This is a genomic window from Comamonas sp. MYb396, assembly GCF_037479555.1.
Lineage (GTDB): Bacteria > Pseudomonadota > Gammaproteobacteria > Burkholderiales > Burkholderiaceae_C > Comamonas.
In genome coordinates this window covers 1-13,778 of the sequence record NZ_JBBGYU010000016.1, presented here as the reverse complement: position 1 = coordinate 13,778, position 13,778 = coordinate 1, and the positions used below count along the sequence as shown (strand labels likewise).

The following is a 13,778-nucleotide window of genomic DNA, read 5'->3' as shown; positions in this document are numbered from 1 at the left end:
CCTGGCCTTTGGCTTTTGCGGCACGGCAACCGTAGCAAATGGCATCTGGGGCGGATGCCATTGACGGGGATGCGGGTAATTCCGAGGGGCTTTTAAGCATAGCTGTGATCATAATTCACACCTGTCGTCAGACAACACATGACTGATGCCTTGTTGTAACCTACTTTCCAATCATGCTCAAGCTTTTCTCGAAAACCACCGTATGTGCCGTCACTCTGCTGGCTGCTTCCCTGGCGCAAGCACAGACCTCCACGCTGGAGAAGATCAAGCAAAACGGCGCGATCACCATCGGTGCGCGCGACATGTCCGTGCCCTTCAGCTACAAGGTCAATGGCAATGCGGACCCCATCGGCATGATCAATGACATCTGCCTGAAGGTCGCAGAGGCGGCGCAAAAGGCGGCCGGCTTGCAGAAGATGGAAATCAAGTACCTGATCACCACGCCCACCAGCCGCATTCCGCTGATCCAGAACAACACTGTCGACCTGGACTGCACGCCGGTGACCAACACCATCGCGCGCCAGGAGCAGGTCTCCTTCTCGCCGAGCTACTTCTCGGCCAACGTGACCCTGGCCGTGCGCAAGGACTCGGCAGTCAAGGGCATTGCCGATCTGCAAAACCGCAATGTGGCCACGGTGACCGGCACCACCTCGATCCAGCTGCTGCGCGCCTACAAGAAGGCCCAGAACGTGAAGTTCAACGAGGTCTATGGCAAGGACCCGTCCGAAGCCTTTGTGATGTTTGAATCGGGCAAGGCCGACGCCTTTGTGCTCGATGACGTGCAACTGGCCAGCTTTATCGCCACCTCGCCCCAGCGCGACCAGTACGTGATCCTGAACGAGCCGCTGCGCACCGAGCCCTATGGCGTGATGCTGCGCAAGGATGACCCGACGTTCAAGAAGCTGGTCGATGACACCGTCTACGCGATGATCAAGTCCGGCGAGATGGAAGCGCTCTACCAGAAGTGGTTCATGACCACGATCCCACCGCGCAACGTGAACATCAACTTCCCGCTCAGCGATTCGACCAAGGCGCTCTACGCCAACCCCAATGACAAGGGCATCTAAGAGACACCGAGCGATTGCGAATTTATGTTGAAGCTAAGTCAAAAAGTCGAGAGCCTGCCATCGTCGCCGAGCATGGCGATTTCCTCGCAGGCCAAGAAGATGAAGTCCGAAGGAATCGATGTCATCGACCTGAGCATTGGTGAGCCCGATTTCAATACGCCCGAGCACATCATCGATGCAGCGATGGCGGCGGCCAAGGCCGGTGCCACCAAGTACACGGTGCCGGCCGGCACCGAGAGCCTGCGCAAGGCGATTGCGCAGAAGTTCAAGCAGGACAACGAACTCGACTACTCCGTGGCCGAGATCACCACCGGTGTCGGCGCCAAGCAGCTGATCTTCAATGCCTTCATGGCAACCCTGGAGAGCGGCGATGAGGTCGTGGTGCCCACGCCTTGCTGGGTGTCCTATGGCGACATCGTGGCGCTGCATGGCGGCGTGCCGGTCTATGTGCCTTGCTCCGAAGCGGTGGGCTTCAAGCTCACGCCCGACGCGCTGCGCCAGAGCATCACGGCCAAGACCCGCTGGTTGATCATCAACAGCCCTGGCAACCCCACCGGCGCGGTCTACAGCCGCGCCGAGCTGCAGGCGCTGGGCGAGGTGCTCAAGGACTTCCCCGATGTGCTGGTCATGTCCGACGAGATCTACGAGCACATCATCCTGACCGGTGTGCCCTTTGTCTCGTTCGCCCAGGCCTGTCCTTATCTGAAGGACCGCATGCTGATCATCAACGGCGTCTCCAAGTCGTACGCGATGACCGGCTGGCGCATTGGCTATGCGGCAGGCCCCGAGAAGTTGATTGGCGGCATGAACAAGCTCGAATCGCAAAGCTGCACCAGCGCAACCTCGGTGGCACAGGCCGCTGCGCAAGCAGCCTTGCTGGGCGACCAGGACTGCGTGCGCCAGGCGCGCCAGACCTTTGTGGACCGGCTCGAGACCATCCGCCGCGAGCTGGCCATCGTGCCTGAGCTGACCCTGTCGTCGGTGCCCGATGGCGCCTTCTACCTGTTCCTCGGCTGCCAGAGCCTGATCGGCCGCCGCACGGCCGAAGGCAAGGTGCTGGACAGCGATGCTGCGGTGTCGGGCTTTTTGCTCAACGCCGCCAAGGTGGCGACCGTGCCGGGCGCTGCCTTTGGCATGTCGCCTTATGTTCGTCTGTCGTTCGCCACCGACCCTGCGCTGGTGGTGAAGGCACTGAAGAACATCCGTTCTGCCATTGACGGCCTGGCACAAGGCTGAGCACCCAAGGCGCTTTTCATAAGCGCCTTTTTTTATGGAAAAGGAGCAGCAGATGCAGGCACAAAACCCCCCGCTGCAACGCTTGCTGTTGACTGGTGCTGCCGGCGGCCTGGGCCAGGTGCTGCGCCAGCGTCTGCGTGGCCTGGCGCCCGTCTTGCGCGTGTCCGACATCGCCGGCATGGGCGCGCCACGGGATGCACAAGAAGAAGTCAACACCTGCGACCTGGCCGACAAGCAGGCGGTCGATGCGATGGTGGCCGGCTGCGACGCCATCGTGCACCTGGGCGGTGTGTCGGTGGAGCGGCCTTTTGAAGAGGTGCTGGAGGCCAATATCAAAGGCATCTTCCACCTCTACGAGGCCGCGCGCCGCCACGGCGTGAAGCGCATTGTGTTTGCCAGCTCCAACCATGTGATCGGCTTTTACCAGCAAAGCGAGAAGATCGACGCCAACGCGCGCCGCCGACCCGATGGCTACTACGGCCTGTCCAAGTCCTTTGGCGAGGACATGGCGAGCTTTTACTTTGACCGCTATGGCATCGAGACGGTGAGCATACGCATTGGCTCGTCCTTCCCCGCGCCCAAGGACCGGCGCATGATGCACAGCTGGCTGAGCTATGACGACCTGGTGCAGCTGGTCGAGAAAAGCCTGTTCACGCCCAACGTCGGCCATACCGTCGTCTACGGCGCATCGGCCAACCGCGATCTCTGGTGGGACAACCATGCCGCCGCCCACCTGGGCTTTGTGCCCAAGGACAGCTCCGAGCCCTGGCGCGCCCAGGTGGAGGCACAACCCGCCCCTGCGGCCAATGACCCGGTCGCCGTTTTCCAGGGCGGCGCCTTCACCGCCCAAGGCCCCTTTGGCGATGCGCCGGAGCAGCCTGCATGACAGCCGCCGAGCTGGTGCTCGACGCCCGCAACGCCACCGGCGAAAGCCCTGTGTGGCGTGCGCAGGAGGTTGCGCTGTACTGGGCCGATATACCGCGCGGCCTGCTGCAGCGCTGGCAGCCGGGCCAAGGCAGCGCCACGCAGTGGCAGCTGCCGCAGATGCTGGCCTGCATGGCCGCCTGGCAGGGCGAGCCGCGCAGCTGGATTGCCGGCTTGGAAGACGGCATTTACCAGGTGACCTTGGGCGATGGTGAGGCGCACACCCAACCACTGGCTGCCGTCGACCACGCGATGCCGGGCATGCGCTTTAACGATGGCCGCTGCGACCGCCAGGGCCGCTTTGTGGCGGGCAGCATGCTGATGGACATGGCGGCTGCGCAGCCGGTGGGCAAGCTCTACCGCTTGGGGGCAGAGGACATGGCGGCAGGCGGCGCGCAGGACCTGCAGCTGGGCCCGCTGATCACGCCCAACGGCCTGGCCTTCAGCCCCGATGGCCGAACCATGTACCTGTCGGATTCGCACCCCAGCAGCCAGCAGATCTGGGCCTTTGACTACGACACGGGCAGCGGCACGCCCCACAACCGCCGCCTGTTTGTCGATATGAAAAATCTGCCGGGCCGGCCCGATGGCGCGGCCATCGATGTGGACGGCTGCTACTGGATCTGCGGCAATGACGCCGGCCTGGTGCACCGCTTCCGGCCCGATGGGCAGCTGGACCGCTCGCTGGCGCTGCCGGTCAAAAAGCCGGCCATGTGCGCCTTTGGCGGACCTGCGCTGGATGTGCTCTATGTCACATCGATTCGGCCCGACGGTATCGATCTGTCGGACCAACCGCTGGCCGGTGGCGTGTTTGCGCTGCGCCCAGGCGTTTCAGGAATGGAGGAGACGGAATTTCGGCCCCTGTAAACAGGCGAGGTGTGTGTGACCCAGAGACCCGGAAACCATCCGGGCATGTTCCCCAACCACAGAGATAACGAGGTAGACAAATGCGACTTTCCACTCTCAGTGCAGCGCTGGCTGCCGGTCTGCTGGCGCTCAGCGCGCAGGCCACTGAATTTCGTTCATCGGATATCCACCCGGACGACTACCCGACCGTGCAGGCGGTGAAGTTCATGGGCGAGCGCCTCAAGGCGCTATCAGGCGGCAAGCACAGCATCCGCGTCTACCCGAACGGGGCGCTGGGGGGCGAGAAGGAAACCATCGAGCAGGCCAAGATAGGTGCGCTGGCGATGGTGCGGGTCAATGTGGGCGCGATGAACAATGTCTGCAACGAGACCGTGGTGCCCACCATGCCTTTCCTGTTCCGCTCGGTGGAGCACATGCACAAGGTGCTCGATGGCCCCGTGGGCGAGGAGATCCTCAAAGCCTGCGAAAAACAGGGCTTCATCGGCCTGGGCTTTTACGACAGCGGTGCGCGCTCGATGTTCACTGCCAAGCGGCCGGTCAAGAGCCTGGCCGACATGAAGGGCATGAAGGTGCGCGTGCAGCAGTCCGATCTCTGGGTGAGCATGCTCGAAGCCATGGGCGCCAATGCGACGCCGATGCCGATGGGCGAGGTCTACACCGGGCTGAAGACCGGCCTCATCGATGCGGCCGAAAACAACTACCCGACCTTCGAGAGCTCGCGCTCGTTCGAAGTCGCCAAGTACTTCAGCAAGACCGAGCACTCGATGGCGCCGGAGATTTTGCTGTTCTCCAAACGGACCTTTGACAAGCTCTCGCCCGAGGAGCAGCGCTGGGTGCGCCAGGCTGCCAAGGAGTCGGTGCCCTATATGCGCAAGCAGTGGGCCGAGCGTGAGGCCAAGTCGCTCGAGGTCGTGAAGGCGGGCGGCGCCGAGATCATCGAGGTGGACAAGGCCCCGTTCCAGGCGGCGATGCGGCCGGTGTATGACAAGTTCATCACCGATGCCAAGCTGAAAGACCTGGTCAAGCGCGCGCAGGAAACGCCTTGATCCGCCGCTGATCCCACGCCAATGCCAGTGCCCGCCGGGTGCTGGCTCCTTGCAACTCTTTGCCCGGAGGCTGTACGCCCCGGGTCTGCACGGGCACCACGATGTTTACCAAGATTTGCAGCGCCTTGTCGCGCTTGTGCATGTGGCTGGGAATTGCCGGCCTGATGCTGCTGATTGCCGCCGTCAGCTGGCAGGTGTTTGGCCGCTATGTGCTCAACAACACGCCGACCTGGGCCGAGAGCCTGTCGCTGTTGCTGGTGCTCTATGTGACCATGTTCGGCGTGGCCGTCGGTGTGCGCGACAGCGGCCATATCGGGCTGGAGTCGCTGCTGGTGCTGGCGCCGGACTGGCTGCGCACCAAGATGGAGTTTCTGATCCATGCGCTGATCCTGCTGTTTGGCGCGGCCATGGCCTATGGCTGCACGTCGCTGGCCGAATCGGTCTGGGACTACCGCCTGCCGACCCTGGGCGTGTCCGAAGGCTGGAAATATGTGCCCGCCATCCTTGCCGGCAGCCTGATCGTGCTGTTTTCCATCGAACACCTGATCGCACTCGCGCAAGGCCGCGAAGTGCAGCCCAACTAGGAGCGCGGCGATGACCACAGCCTTGCTGATTCTGAGCCTGAGCTTTGCCGTCCTGCTGCTGCTGGGCGTGCCGGTGGCCTTCTCCATTGGTCTGTCTGCACTGGCCACGCTGGCCTATGAGGGGCTGCCGCTGGAGGTGGGTTTTCAGCAGATGACCGCCGGCATGGGGGTGTTCTCCTTTCTGGCGATTCCGTTCTTCATCTTTGCCGGTGAGCTGATGCTGCACGGCGGCATTGCCGACCGCATCGTCAACTTTGCGCGGGCGCTGATCGGCCATGTGCGCGGCGGCCTGGGCATGTCCAATGTGGTGGCCTGCACCTTGTTTGGCGGCGTCTCGGGCTCGCCGGTGGCCGATGTCTCGGCCATGGGTGCGGTGATGATCCCGATGATGAAGAAAGAGGGCTACCACGCCGACTACGCCGTCAATGTGACCACGCATGCGGCCCTGGTGGGCGCGCTGATGCCGACCAGCCACAACATCATCATCTATGCGCTGGCGGCCAGCGGCAAGGTGTCGATTGCGGCGCTGATTCTGGCGGCCATCATCCCGGCGCTGATCCTGACCCTGAGCAACCTGGGTGCGGCCTACTGGGTGGCACGGCGGCGCGGCTACCCGGCCGGCACCTTCCCCGGCTGGCAGGTCGTGGGCCGCAGCCTGGCCGCGGCGCTGCCGGGTCTGTTTGTCGTGGTGCTGATTCTGGGCGGCATTCTGTCGGGCGTGTTCACCGCCACCGAGTCGGCCGTGGTCGCCGTGCTCTATGCGCTGGCGCTGATGGTGTTTGTCTACCGGTCGCTGAGCTGGTCGCACTTTGTCAAGGCCGCCTCCAAGGCGGTGCGCAACACCGGCATCATCTTGCTGCTGATCGGTATCTCCAGCACCTTTGGCTACCTGATCAGCCTCTACGGTGTGGCCGAGCTCACCGGCCAGATGCTGGCCCAGGTCACCACCACGCCCTGGATGGTGTTTCTGCTGATCAACATCATCCTGTTCCTGCTGGGCACCTTCCTCGACATGGCCGCCACCATCTTGCTGTGCACGCCCATCTTCCTGCCGATTGCCCAGCACTACGGCATGAGCTCGGTGCAGTTCGGCATTGTGCTGCTGATCAACTGTGCGCTGGGCCTGAACACCCCGCCGGTGGGCACGACCCAGTTTGTTGGCTGTGCCATTGGCGGTGTGTCGGTGGGCACCGTCATGCGCACCATCTGGCCGTTCTATGGCGCGCTGATCTTTGCGCTGGGCCTGGTGACCTTTGTGCCGGCCTTCACCACCTGGTTGCCGCAGATCTTCATGACCGTGCGCTAAGCCTTCACTGTCTCCCAAGCCTTCACCCCTTCTGCTTTTTTCTGCGCTTTCACGATGAGTACCTCACACGCCATTCGCCAACTCCGCATCACGCCGATTGCCTTCCGCGATCCGCCGCTGCTCAACGCTGCCGGCATCCACGAGCCCTGGGCGCTGCGCTCCATCATCGAGATCGAGACCGCCTCGGGCCTGGTGGGCATCAACGAGAGCTATGGCGACCAGCCCATGCTCGATGCACTGGCCAAGGCGGCACCGGCCTTGGTGGGGCTGTCGCCCTGGGCGCTCAACGAGATGGAGCAGCGGGTGGCGGCGCTGGTGGCGCCACCGGTGCAGACGGCCTCGGAGTTTCTGGGCCAGCAGGTGTCGCTCGCGCCGGGCACCCATGTATCCAAAACGGTGGCCAAGGTGGTCAGTGCTTTTGAGGTGGCCATGCTCGATCTGCAAGGCCAGATGGCGAATGCGCCTGTCGTGGATCTGCTGGGGGGTGCGGCGCGCCCCAGTGTGCCGTTCTCGGCCTACCTGTTCTACAAGTACGCCGAGCATGCCGGCCAGCCCTATGCGCCCGATGCCTGGGGCGAGGCGCTGACACCGCAGCAGCTGGTGGCGCAGGCCCAGCGCATGATTGGCCAGTACGGCTTCCAGAGCATCAAGCTCAAGGCCGGGGCCTTGCCGCCTGACGAGGAGGCCGCCGGCATTCTCGCCCTGGCCGAGGCCTTTCCCGGCCTGCCTTTGCGCATCGATCCGAATGCCAACTGGACGGTGGAGACCAGCCTGCGCATTGTCGACAAGCTGCGTGGCGTGCTGGAGTACTACGAAGACCCGGCCCCCGGGCTGGACGGCATGGCCGCCGTGGCCCGCGCCTGCGAGGTGCCGCTGGCCACCAATATGGTGGTGACCGATTTTGCCGAGTTCCGGCGCAATGCCGAGATGGGCTGCCCGGTGAAGATTGTGCTGAGTGACCACCACTACTGGGGCGGTCTGCGCGCGACGCAGCGCCTGTCCACCCTGTGCCGTACCTTCGATTTGGGCCTGTCGATGCACAGCAACTCGCACCTGGGCATCAGCCTGGTGGCGATGACGCATCTCTGTGCCAGCGTGCCCTTGCTCACCTATGCCTGCGACACCCACTACCCCTGGCAGGACGAGGAGGTCATCGAAGGCGGGCGCCTGCAGTTTGAAGCGGGCAGCCTGCGCGTGCCGACAACGCCAGGCCTGGGCGTACGCCTGGACCGCAATGCGCTGGCGCGCCTGCATGACAACTACCTGCACTGCGGCATCCGCAACCGCGATGACCTGGGCCAGATGCGCAAGTACGACCCCAGCTTTGACGGCAAGCAGCCGCGTTTTTGATCCCCACCGAGTTCATTGCTTTCGACGATTACAAACCAAGGAGACATCCATGCAACGCAGAACCCTGATCCAAAGCTCGCTCGCAGCCAGCGCCCTGATGCTGGGCGCCGGCCTGGCCAGCACATCCGCGCTGGCACAAAGCAGCTGGCCCACCGGTAAATCCATCACCTACCTGGTGCCGTTTCCGCCCGGCGGCAATACCGATACCTTGGCACGTGTGATCGCCCAGCCGCTGGGCAAGGCGCTGGGCACGTCGATGATCATCGAGAACAAAGGCGGGGCCGGCGGCAGCGTGGGCTCGGCACTGGCCGCGCGCGCAGCGCCCGATGGCTACACCATCCTGGGCGGCACCATCAGCTCGCATGCGATCAATATCAGTCTGTATTCCAAGCTCGACTACGACCCGGTCAAATCCTTCACGCCGGTCGCGATGCTGGGCTCGGGCCCGCTGGTGCTGGTGGTGCCCGCCTCCAGCCCCTACAAGACCCTGGCCGATGTGATGGCCGGCAGCAAGGCCAAGTCCTCCAGCGGCGGGCTGACCTCGGCCTCGCCCGGCAGCGGCACCTCCAACCACATGGCGCTGGAGCTGCTGGCCTACCAGACGGGCGTCAAGTTCACCCATGTGCCCTACAAGGGCAGCGGCCCGGCGGTGCAGGATGTCATCGGCGGCCAGGTCGACATGATGTTTGACACGGCCCTGGTGGTCGGCCCGCATATCCAGGCCGGCAAGCTGCGCCCGATCGCGGTGACCAGCTCCAAGCGCCTGGAATCGCTGCCCGATGTGCCGACCATTGCCGAGGCTGGTGAAAAGGGCTTTGACATGGGTTCCTGGCAAGCGGTGTTTGCACCTGCGGGTACGCCCAAGCCGGTGGTGGACCGCCTGCATGCCGAGATCATGAAGATCGTCGCCACGCCCGAAGTGCAGACGCGTTTGAAGGCCTTTGGCATGCAGCCGTCGACGATGACGCCGGCCGAGCTGGCCGAGTTCCAGAAGGCCGAGGTGGCCAAATGGGCGCAGGTGATCCAGGCCGCGGGTATCAAGGCCGATTGAGCGTTTGCGTTCGGCCCTGTCGCGCGAAGCGACAGGTGCCAGGCGGGCCGGCAGCGCGCATGCGCTACGCTGAAGGAGCACCGCCGTAGAGAGTATTTGCCATGACACAAGCCAGAACGACCCCACTTTCGATTTCCATGCATGCGGCGGACAACGTCGCGATCATCGCCAATGACGGCGGGCTACCGGCCGGCACCGTGCTGCCCTCGGGCCTGCGCCTGGTCGAGCAGGTGCCGCAGGCCCACAAGGTGGCCTTGCTGGACATTGCACAAGGCGAGGCCGTGCGCCGCTACAACGTGGTGATCGGCTATGCGCGCCAGGCCATTGCCGCGGGCAGCTGGGTGCATGAGCGCCTGCTGCAGATGCCCGAGGCCCGCTCGCTCGAAGGCCTGCCGATCGCCACGGTGACCGCGCCCGATCTGCCGCCACTGGAGGGCTATACCTTTGAGGGCTACCGCAATGCCGATGGCACGGTGGGCACGCGCAATATCCTGGCCATCACCACCACGGTGCAGTGCGTGGCGGGCGTGCTGGATTTTGCGGTGCGCCGGATCAAGGCCGAGCTGCTGCCGCGCTACCCGCAGGTCGACGATGTCGTTGGGCTGGAGCACAGCTATGGCTGCGGCGTGGCCATTGATGCGGTGGGTGCAGACATTCCGCAGCGCACCTTGCGCAATATCAGCCACAACCCGAACTTTGGCGGCGAGGTGATGGTCGTCAGCCTGGGCTGCGAAAAGCTGCAGCCCGAGCGCCTGCTGCCACCGGGCTCTTTCCCCATCACCGATGAGCGCGCGCCCGAGCTCGATGTGGTCTGCCTGCAGGACGAGGCACATGTGGGCTTTATGTCGATGGTGCAGTCCATCATGACGCGGGCCGAGGCACACCTGGCACGGCTGAACCAGCGCCGGCGCGAGACCGTGCCAGCCAGTGCCTTGGTCGTGGGCGTGCAGTGCGGCGGCAGCGATGCCTTCAGCGGTGTGACGGCCAACCCGGCCGTTGGCTTTTGCACCGATCTGCTGGTGCGCGCAGGGGCAACCGTGATGTTCAGCGAAGTGACCGAGGTGCGCGATGGTATTGACCAGCTGACCTCGCGCGCCTCAACCCCCGAGGTGGCGCAGGCCATGATCGACGAGATGGCTTGGTACGACGCCTACCTGGACAAGGGCAAGGTGGACCGCAGCGCCAACACCACGCCGGGCAACAAGAAGGGCGGCCTGTCCAACATCGTGGAAAAGGCCATGGGCTCGATCATCAAGAGCGGCACGGCGCCCATCAACGGCGTGCTCTCGCCCGGCCAACGGCTGGCCGAACGCGGCATCGAGCGTGGCCTGGTCTATGCGGCCACGCCTGCGAGCGACTTCATCTGCGGCACCTTGCAGCTGGCCGCCGGCATGAACCTGCATGTGTTCACCACCGGGCGCGGCACGCCGTATGGGCTGGCGCAGGTGCCGGTGATCAAGGTGGCCACACGCAGCGATCTGGCGCGCCGCTGGCATGACCTGATGGATGTGAACGCCGGGCGCATTGCCGATGGCGAAGCGACCATCGAGGAGATGGGCTGGGAGATGTTCCGCCTGATGCTGGAGGTGGCCAGTGGCCGCAAGAAGACCTGGGCGGAAGAGTGGCAGCTGCACAATGCGCTGGTGCTGTTCAACCCGGCGCCCGTGACCTGAAGCCTTACTTTTTCCACTTCTCGCGCAGCGCGGCGCAGTGGTCCTGGGCCGGCAGCGCCGGGGTGCTGTGCACCCAGTCGCGGTCGGCCGCATCGGCCTGGGCCTGGCTGCCCGCCTGGCCAATGGCCACCACCGAGCGGGTGCCCGCAGGCAGCCAGGTGGGAATGCCGATGCTGCGCAGCACATGGCCGCGCCCGGCGATCAGCAGCACCGTCTTGCCGGGCTGCAGCTGGGCGGTAGCGGTCTGGGCCATGCTGTCGTCCTTGGCCAGCTGGATGCGCGCCATCGGGGCCAGTTGGGTGTCGGGCAGCAGGCCGCAGTGGCCGTCGGCAATCGCGTCGAGCTGGCGCTGCCATGCAGCAGCAGGCAGGTGGCTGTCCCAGCGGGTTTGCTGCATCACATCGCGCATCTGCGCACGCGGCAGGTTGCCGCCCAGCACGGGCACTCCCGCCTGCACCGCCGCCATCACCGCCGGGCCATAGTGGCGCCAGGGCCAGCCCTTGTCATTCCAGGCCAGCGCCTGCTGCACCTGGGCTTCGCTGGCGCTGGGGGCCAGGCCCTGGGTGCTGTGGCCGGCGTCGGCCATCTCCAGCACGACAGCGGCCAATTGCCGCCGTGCCGCCCAATGGGCCACCGTGGCCTGCTGCCAGGCTTGGTGCGCGGCGGCATCATGCTGCTCGCCCAGCAGCAGCACATCGGGCGCTTCGGCCAGTGACATGGTCGACCGGTCCAGCTCGGCGTTGGCCGAGGCGGAGTTTAGCGGCGCCTGGCTGGCGCAACCGGCCAGCAGCGCCAAGCCCAACAGGCCGGTCAGCCAGCCGCCAGTGCGAATGACATTTATTTGCATCATTCGCGCATGGTAATGGCTGGCCGGCGGCCTGGGGGCTTGAAGGGTTGCCGTGTTTTCTTAACGGCGCTGGCCGTTGGTCCAGATGGCGCCGGTGGTCAATGCGCCCTCCATCGACACATTGACCAGGGTCGCGCCCGTCAGGTTGGCGCCGGCCAGGTTGGAGTTGTCCAGGCTCACATTGACCAGCTCGGCACCCTGGAAGTTGGCGCCCTGCAGGTTGGAGTTGGACAGGTCTACATTCGTGAAGCTATGGCCGGCAAAGTTGGCCTGGGGCAGGTTGGAGCCCGACATATTGGCGTTCACATGGGCCTGGTTGCCGCCGCTGCTGCGCTTTTGGCTGCGCACGGTGGTGGCTGATTTACCCTGGCCTTCGACGACGACGGCTGCGCCACCTGCCCCACCGTGCACGGTGCTGCTGCGGCCGGGGATATGGGTCTCGGCCACGGCGCCACGGCCCGAGGCCGCATTGACGACGGCACCGTTGACGGTGACCGAGGCGCCTTGGCTGCCGCCGCGCACATCGACGCCGGGGGCCGAGATGACGGCGCCTTGTGCCCAGACGCCGCCAGCGGCCAGGCTCAGGGTCAGCACGGCCAGGGCCTGCTTGATTGTGGGTTGTTGCATGCTTGTCCTTTCTTGCGCTACTCGGTGAGCGGCGCGTTGTGACTCAGGTTGGAGGGTTGCATGCCTGGGGCATGCGCGGCAGAGGGGAGCCCCTCGGTTGGCACCGCCTGCTCCTGCGAGAGCGGTGGGGTGTTGGTATCTGCCGCCGCATCGCCATCGGCGGCAGGCGGCTCGGGCCAGGCAAAGGGCTGCTGGCTCAGCTGCGAGAGCGGGTCGGCCACGCGCTGGGGGCGATCGGGCGGCGCGCTGGGGTGTTTTTCTTCGACCTGCAAGGCCACGGCATTGATGCGCGCGGCCAGCTCCTGCATCCAGGCTTCGTCGATCACCGGTTGCTTGTCGTTGCTGCGGCTGAAGATCAGCGCCAGAAACTCACGCGCCTTGGGCGAGCCAGCATCGGCAGCGCGCCGGTAGTACTGGATGGCGGTGGCGAAATTGCGCTGCACGCCGCGCCCCAGGTGGTAGCGGTAGGCCAGCTCCAGCAGCGCATTGGCATTGCCCTCGTCGGCACGGGCGCGCAGGCGGCCCAGCTGCTCGGCGGTGCTGGCGCGCTGGTAGCTGGCGATGCGGCCCAGGTTTTGCGCCGCCGTCTGGCTGCCACCGGCCTGGGCCTGGGCGTACAGCTCCTTGGCCTCGTTCATGCGCCCTTCAAGCTCGCGCTCGACGGCCAGGTCATTGAGCGCCATCGCATCGCCATCGCGCGCGGCCTGTTCCAGCAGCAAGCGCGATTGCTGCATGGCCTTGGGGCCGGTCACCCGGCGCTCGACCAGGGACAGCAGGTAGGTGGCCTTGGCCAGGCGCGCATCGGCTGCGCGCTGCAGCCACTGGCGGCCGGTGGGCACATCCCGCACACCACCGGTGCCTGTTCCCAGCATGTAGCCCAGCGCCGCCATGGCCCGGGCATCGCCTTGTGCGGCGGCCTGGCCCAGCCACTGGCGGGCCTGCGCGCCCGCTTGTGGCAGGCCGGCGTTCTGGTAGTAGTACATGCCCAGCTCGAACTGGGAGCTGACATCGCCTTCCTGCGCCTGTCTGCGCAGCGCCTGCAGGCTGGCATCGCTGCGCTGGGCCGGCATGCGGATGGACGACGCGGCGCCCGGCGCGGCGGGCGCTGCCGGGGCCTGGCTGCTGCTGGCGGCCGTGCCGGCATCGCCAGCGCCGGCCGATGGCAGCACGATGGCGGCCCAGCTGGCGCAGGCCTGCAGC

General features: G+C 65.3%; 13 protein-coding genes. 10 read left to right on the top strand and 3 right to left on the bottom strand.

Annotation, left to right across the window (positions count from 1 at the left end; genetic code table 11):
• The first annotated feature begins 173 nt into the window (after positions 1-173).
• From WH265_RS23915 to garD, 10 genes are all read left to right on the top strand, one after another.
• Positions 174-1,067, top strand: coding sequence for an amino acid ABC transporter substrate-binding protein (locus WH265_RS23915; RefSeq protein ID WP_021024998.1), 894 nt, complete (start codon positions 174-176; stop codon positions 1,065-1,067).
• Positions 1,068-1,139: 72 nt separating this feature from the next.
• Positions 1,140-2,303, top strand: coding sequence for a pyridoxal phosphate-dependent aminotransferase (locus tag WH265_RS23910; RefSeq protein WP_339559892.1), 1,164 nt, complete (start codon positions 1,140-1,142; stop codon positions 2,301-2,303).
• 52 nt (positions 2,304-2,355) lie between these two features.
• The gene (locus WH265_RS23905) at positions 2,356-3,189 is read left to right on the top strand and encodes an NAD-dependent epimerase/dehydratase family protein (RefSeq protein ID WP_339559891.1); all 834 of its coding nucleotides are present in this window, start codon (positions 2,356-2,358) and stop codon (positions 3,187-3,189) included.
• The gene (locus WH265_RS23900; RefSeq protein ID WP_339559890.1) at positions 3,186-4,094 is read left to right on the top strand and encodes an SMP-30/gluconolactonase/LRE family protein; all 909 of its coding nucleotides are present in this window, start codon (positions 3,186-3,188) and stop codon (positions 4,092-4,094) included. The genes WH265_RS23905 and WH265_RS23900 overlap by 4 nt, the downstream gene beginning before the upstream one ends.
• Positions 4,095-4,174: 80 nt before the next feature.
• A complete protein-coding gene (locus WH265_RS23895) occupies positions 4,175-5,140 on the top strand; it encodes a TRAP transporter substrate-binding protein (RefSeq protein WP_021025002.1) in 966 nt (321 codons plus the stop codon).
• A gap of 101 nt (positions 5,141-5,241) precedes the next feature.
• Positions 5,242-5,724 carry a TRAP transporter small permease gene (locus WH265_RS23890; RefSeq protein WP_339559889.1) on the top strand — a complete coding sequence of 161 codons (483 nt, stop codon included), beginning with the start codon at positions 5,242-5,244 and terminating at the stop codon, positions 5,722-5,724.
• Positions 5,725-5,734: 10 nt separating this feature from the next.
• Entirely contained in the window at positions 5,735-7,030 is a 1,296-nt protein-coding gene (locus WH265_RS23885) for a TRAP transporter large permease (protein WP_339559888.1), read from the top strand.
• Between the two features lie 54 nt (positions 7,031-7,084).
• Positions 7,085-8,380 (top strand): glucarate dehydratase family protein, encoded by a 1,296-nt coding sequence (locus WH265_RS23880; RefSeq protein WP_339559887.1) that lies wholly within the window; start codon positions 7,085-7,087, stop codon positions 8,378-8,380.
• 49 nt (positions 8,381-8,429) lie between these two features.
• Positions 8,430-9,431 carry a Bug family tripartite tricarboxylate transporter substrate binding protein gene (locus WH265_RS23875; RefSeq protein ID WP_339559886.1) on the top strand — a complete coding sequence of 334 codons (1,002 nt, stop codon included), beginning with the start codon at positions 8,430-8,432 and terminating at the stop codon, positions 9,429-9,431.
• Between the two features lie 101 nt (positions 9,432-9,532).
• Positions 9,533-11,104, top strand: a complete 1,572-nt coding sequence (garD, locus tag WH265_RS23870) for a galactarate dehydratase (protein WP_339559885.1) — start codon at positions 9,533-9,535, stop codon at positions 11,102-11,104.
• Between the two features lie 4 nt (positions 11,105-11,108).
• Here garD and WH265_RS23865 read toward each other — a convergent pair whose 3' ends face one another.
• From WH265_RS23865 to WH265_RS23855, 3 genes are all read right to left on the bottom strand, one after another.
• A complete protein-coding gene (locus WH265_RS23865) occupies positions 11,109-11,951 on the bottom strand; it encodes a ChaN family lipoprotein (protein WP_339559884.1) in 843 nt (280 codons plus the stop codon).
• Positions 11,952-12,011: 60 nt separating this feature from the next.
• Positions 12,012-12,578 carry a pentapeptide repeat-containing protein gene (locus tag WH265_RS23860; RefSeq protein ID WP_339559883.1) on the bottom strand — a complete coding sequence of 189 codons (567 nt, stop codon included), beginning with the start codon at positions 12,576-12,578 and terminating at the stop codon, positions 12,012-12,014.
• Between the two features lie 17 nt (positions 12,579-12,595).
• Positions 12,596-13,778 (bottom strand): tetratricopeptide repeat protein (locus tag WH265_RS23855; RefSeq protein ID WP_339559882.1); only part of this gene is annotated, 1,183 nt, incomplete at its 5' end.

What these genes read in the sequence shown, in the direction of transcription:
- WH265_RS23915 (WP_021024998.1), top strand. Translation starts at nt 174, where the DNA reads ATGCTCAAGCTTTTCTCGAAAACCACCGTATGTGCCGTCACTCTGCTG.
- WH265_RS23910 (WP_339559892.1), top strand. Translation starts at nt 1,140, where the DNA reads ATGGCGATTTCCTCGCAGGCCAAGAAGATGAAGTCCGAAGGAATCGAT.
- WH265_RS23905 (WP_339559891.1), top strand. Translation starts at nt 2,356, where the DNA reads ATGCAGGCACAAAACCCCCCGCTGCAACGCTTGCTGTTGACTGGTGCT.
- WH265_RS23900 (WP_339559890.1), top strand. Translation starts at nt 3,186, where the DNA reads ATGACAGCCGCCGAGCTGGTGCTCGACGCCCGCAACGCCACCGGCGAA.
- WH265_RS23895 (WP_021025002.1), top strand. Translation starts at nt 4,175, where the DNA reads ATGCGACTTTCCACTCTCAGTGCAGCGCTGGCTGCCGGTCTGCTGGCG.
- WH265_RS23890 (WP_339559889.1), top strand. Translation starts at nt 5,242, where the DNA reads ATGTTTACCAAGATTTGCAGCGCCTTGTCGCGCTTGTGCATGTGGCTG.
- WH265_RS23885 (WP_339559888.1), top strand. Translation starts at nt 5,735, where the DNA reads ATGACCACAGCCTTGCTGATTCTGAGCCTGAGCTTTGCCGTCCTGCTG.
- WH265_RS23880 (WP_339559887.1), top strand. Translation starts at nt 7,085, where the DNA reads ATGAGTACCTCACACGCCATTCGCCAACTCCGCATCACGCCGATTGCC.
- WH265_RS23875 (WP_339559886.1), top strand. Translation starts at nt 8,430, where the DNA reads ATGCAACGCAGAACCCTGATCCAAAGCTCGCTCGCAGCCAGCGCCCTG.
- garD (WP_339559885.1), top strand. Translation starts at nt 9,533, where the DNA reads ATGACACAAGCCAGAACGACCCCACTTTCGATTTCCATGCATGCGGCG.
- WH265_RS23865 (WP_339559884.1), bottom strand. Translation starts at nt 11,951, where the DNA reads ATGCAAATAAATGTCATTCGCACTGGCGGCTGGCTGACCGGCCTGTTG.
- WH265_RS23860 (WP_339559883.1), bottom strand. Translation starts at nt 12,578, where the DNA reads ATGCAACAACCCACAATCAAGCAGGCCCTGGCCGTGCTGACCCTGAGC.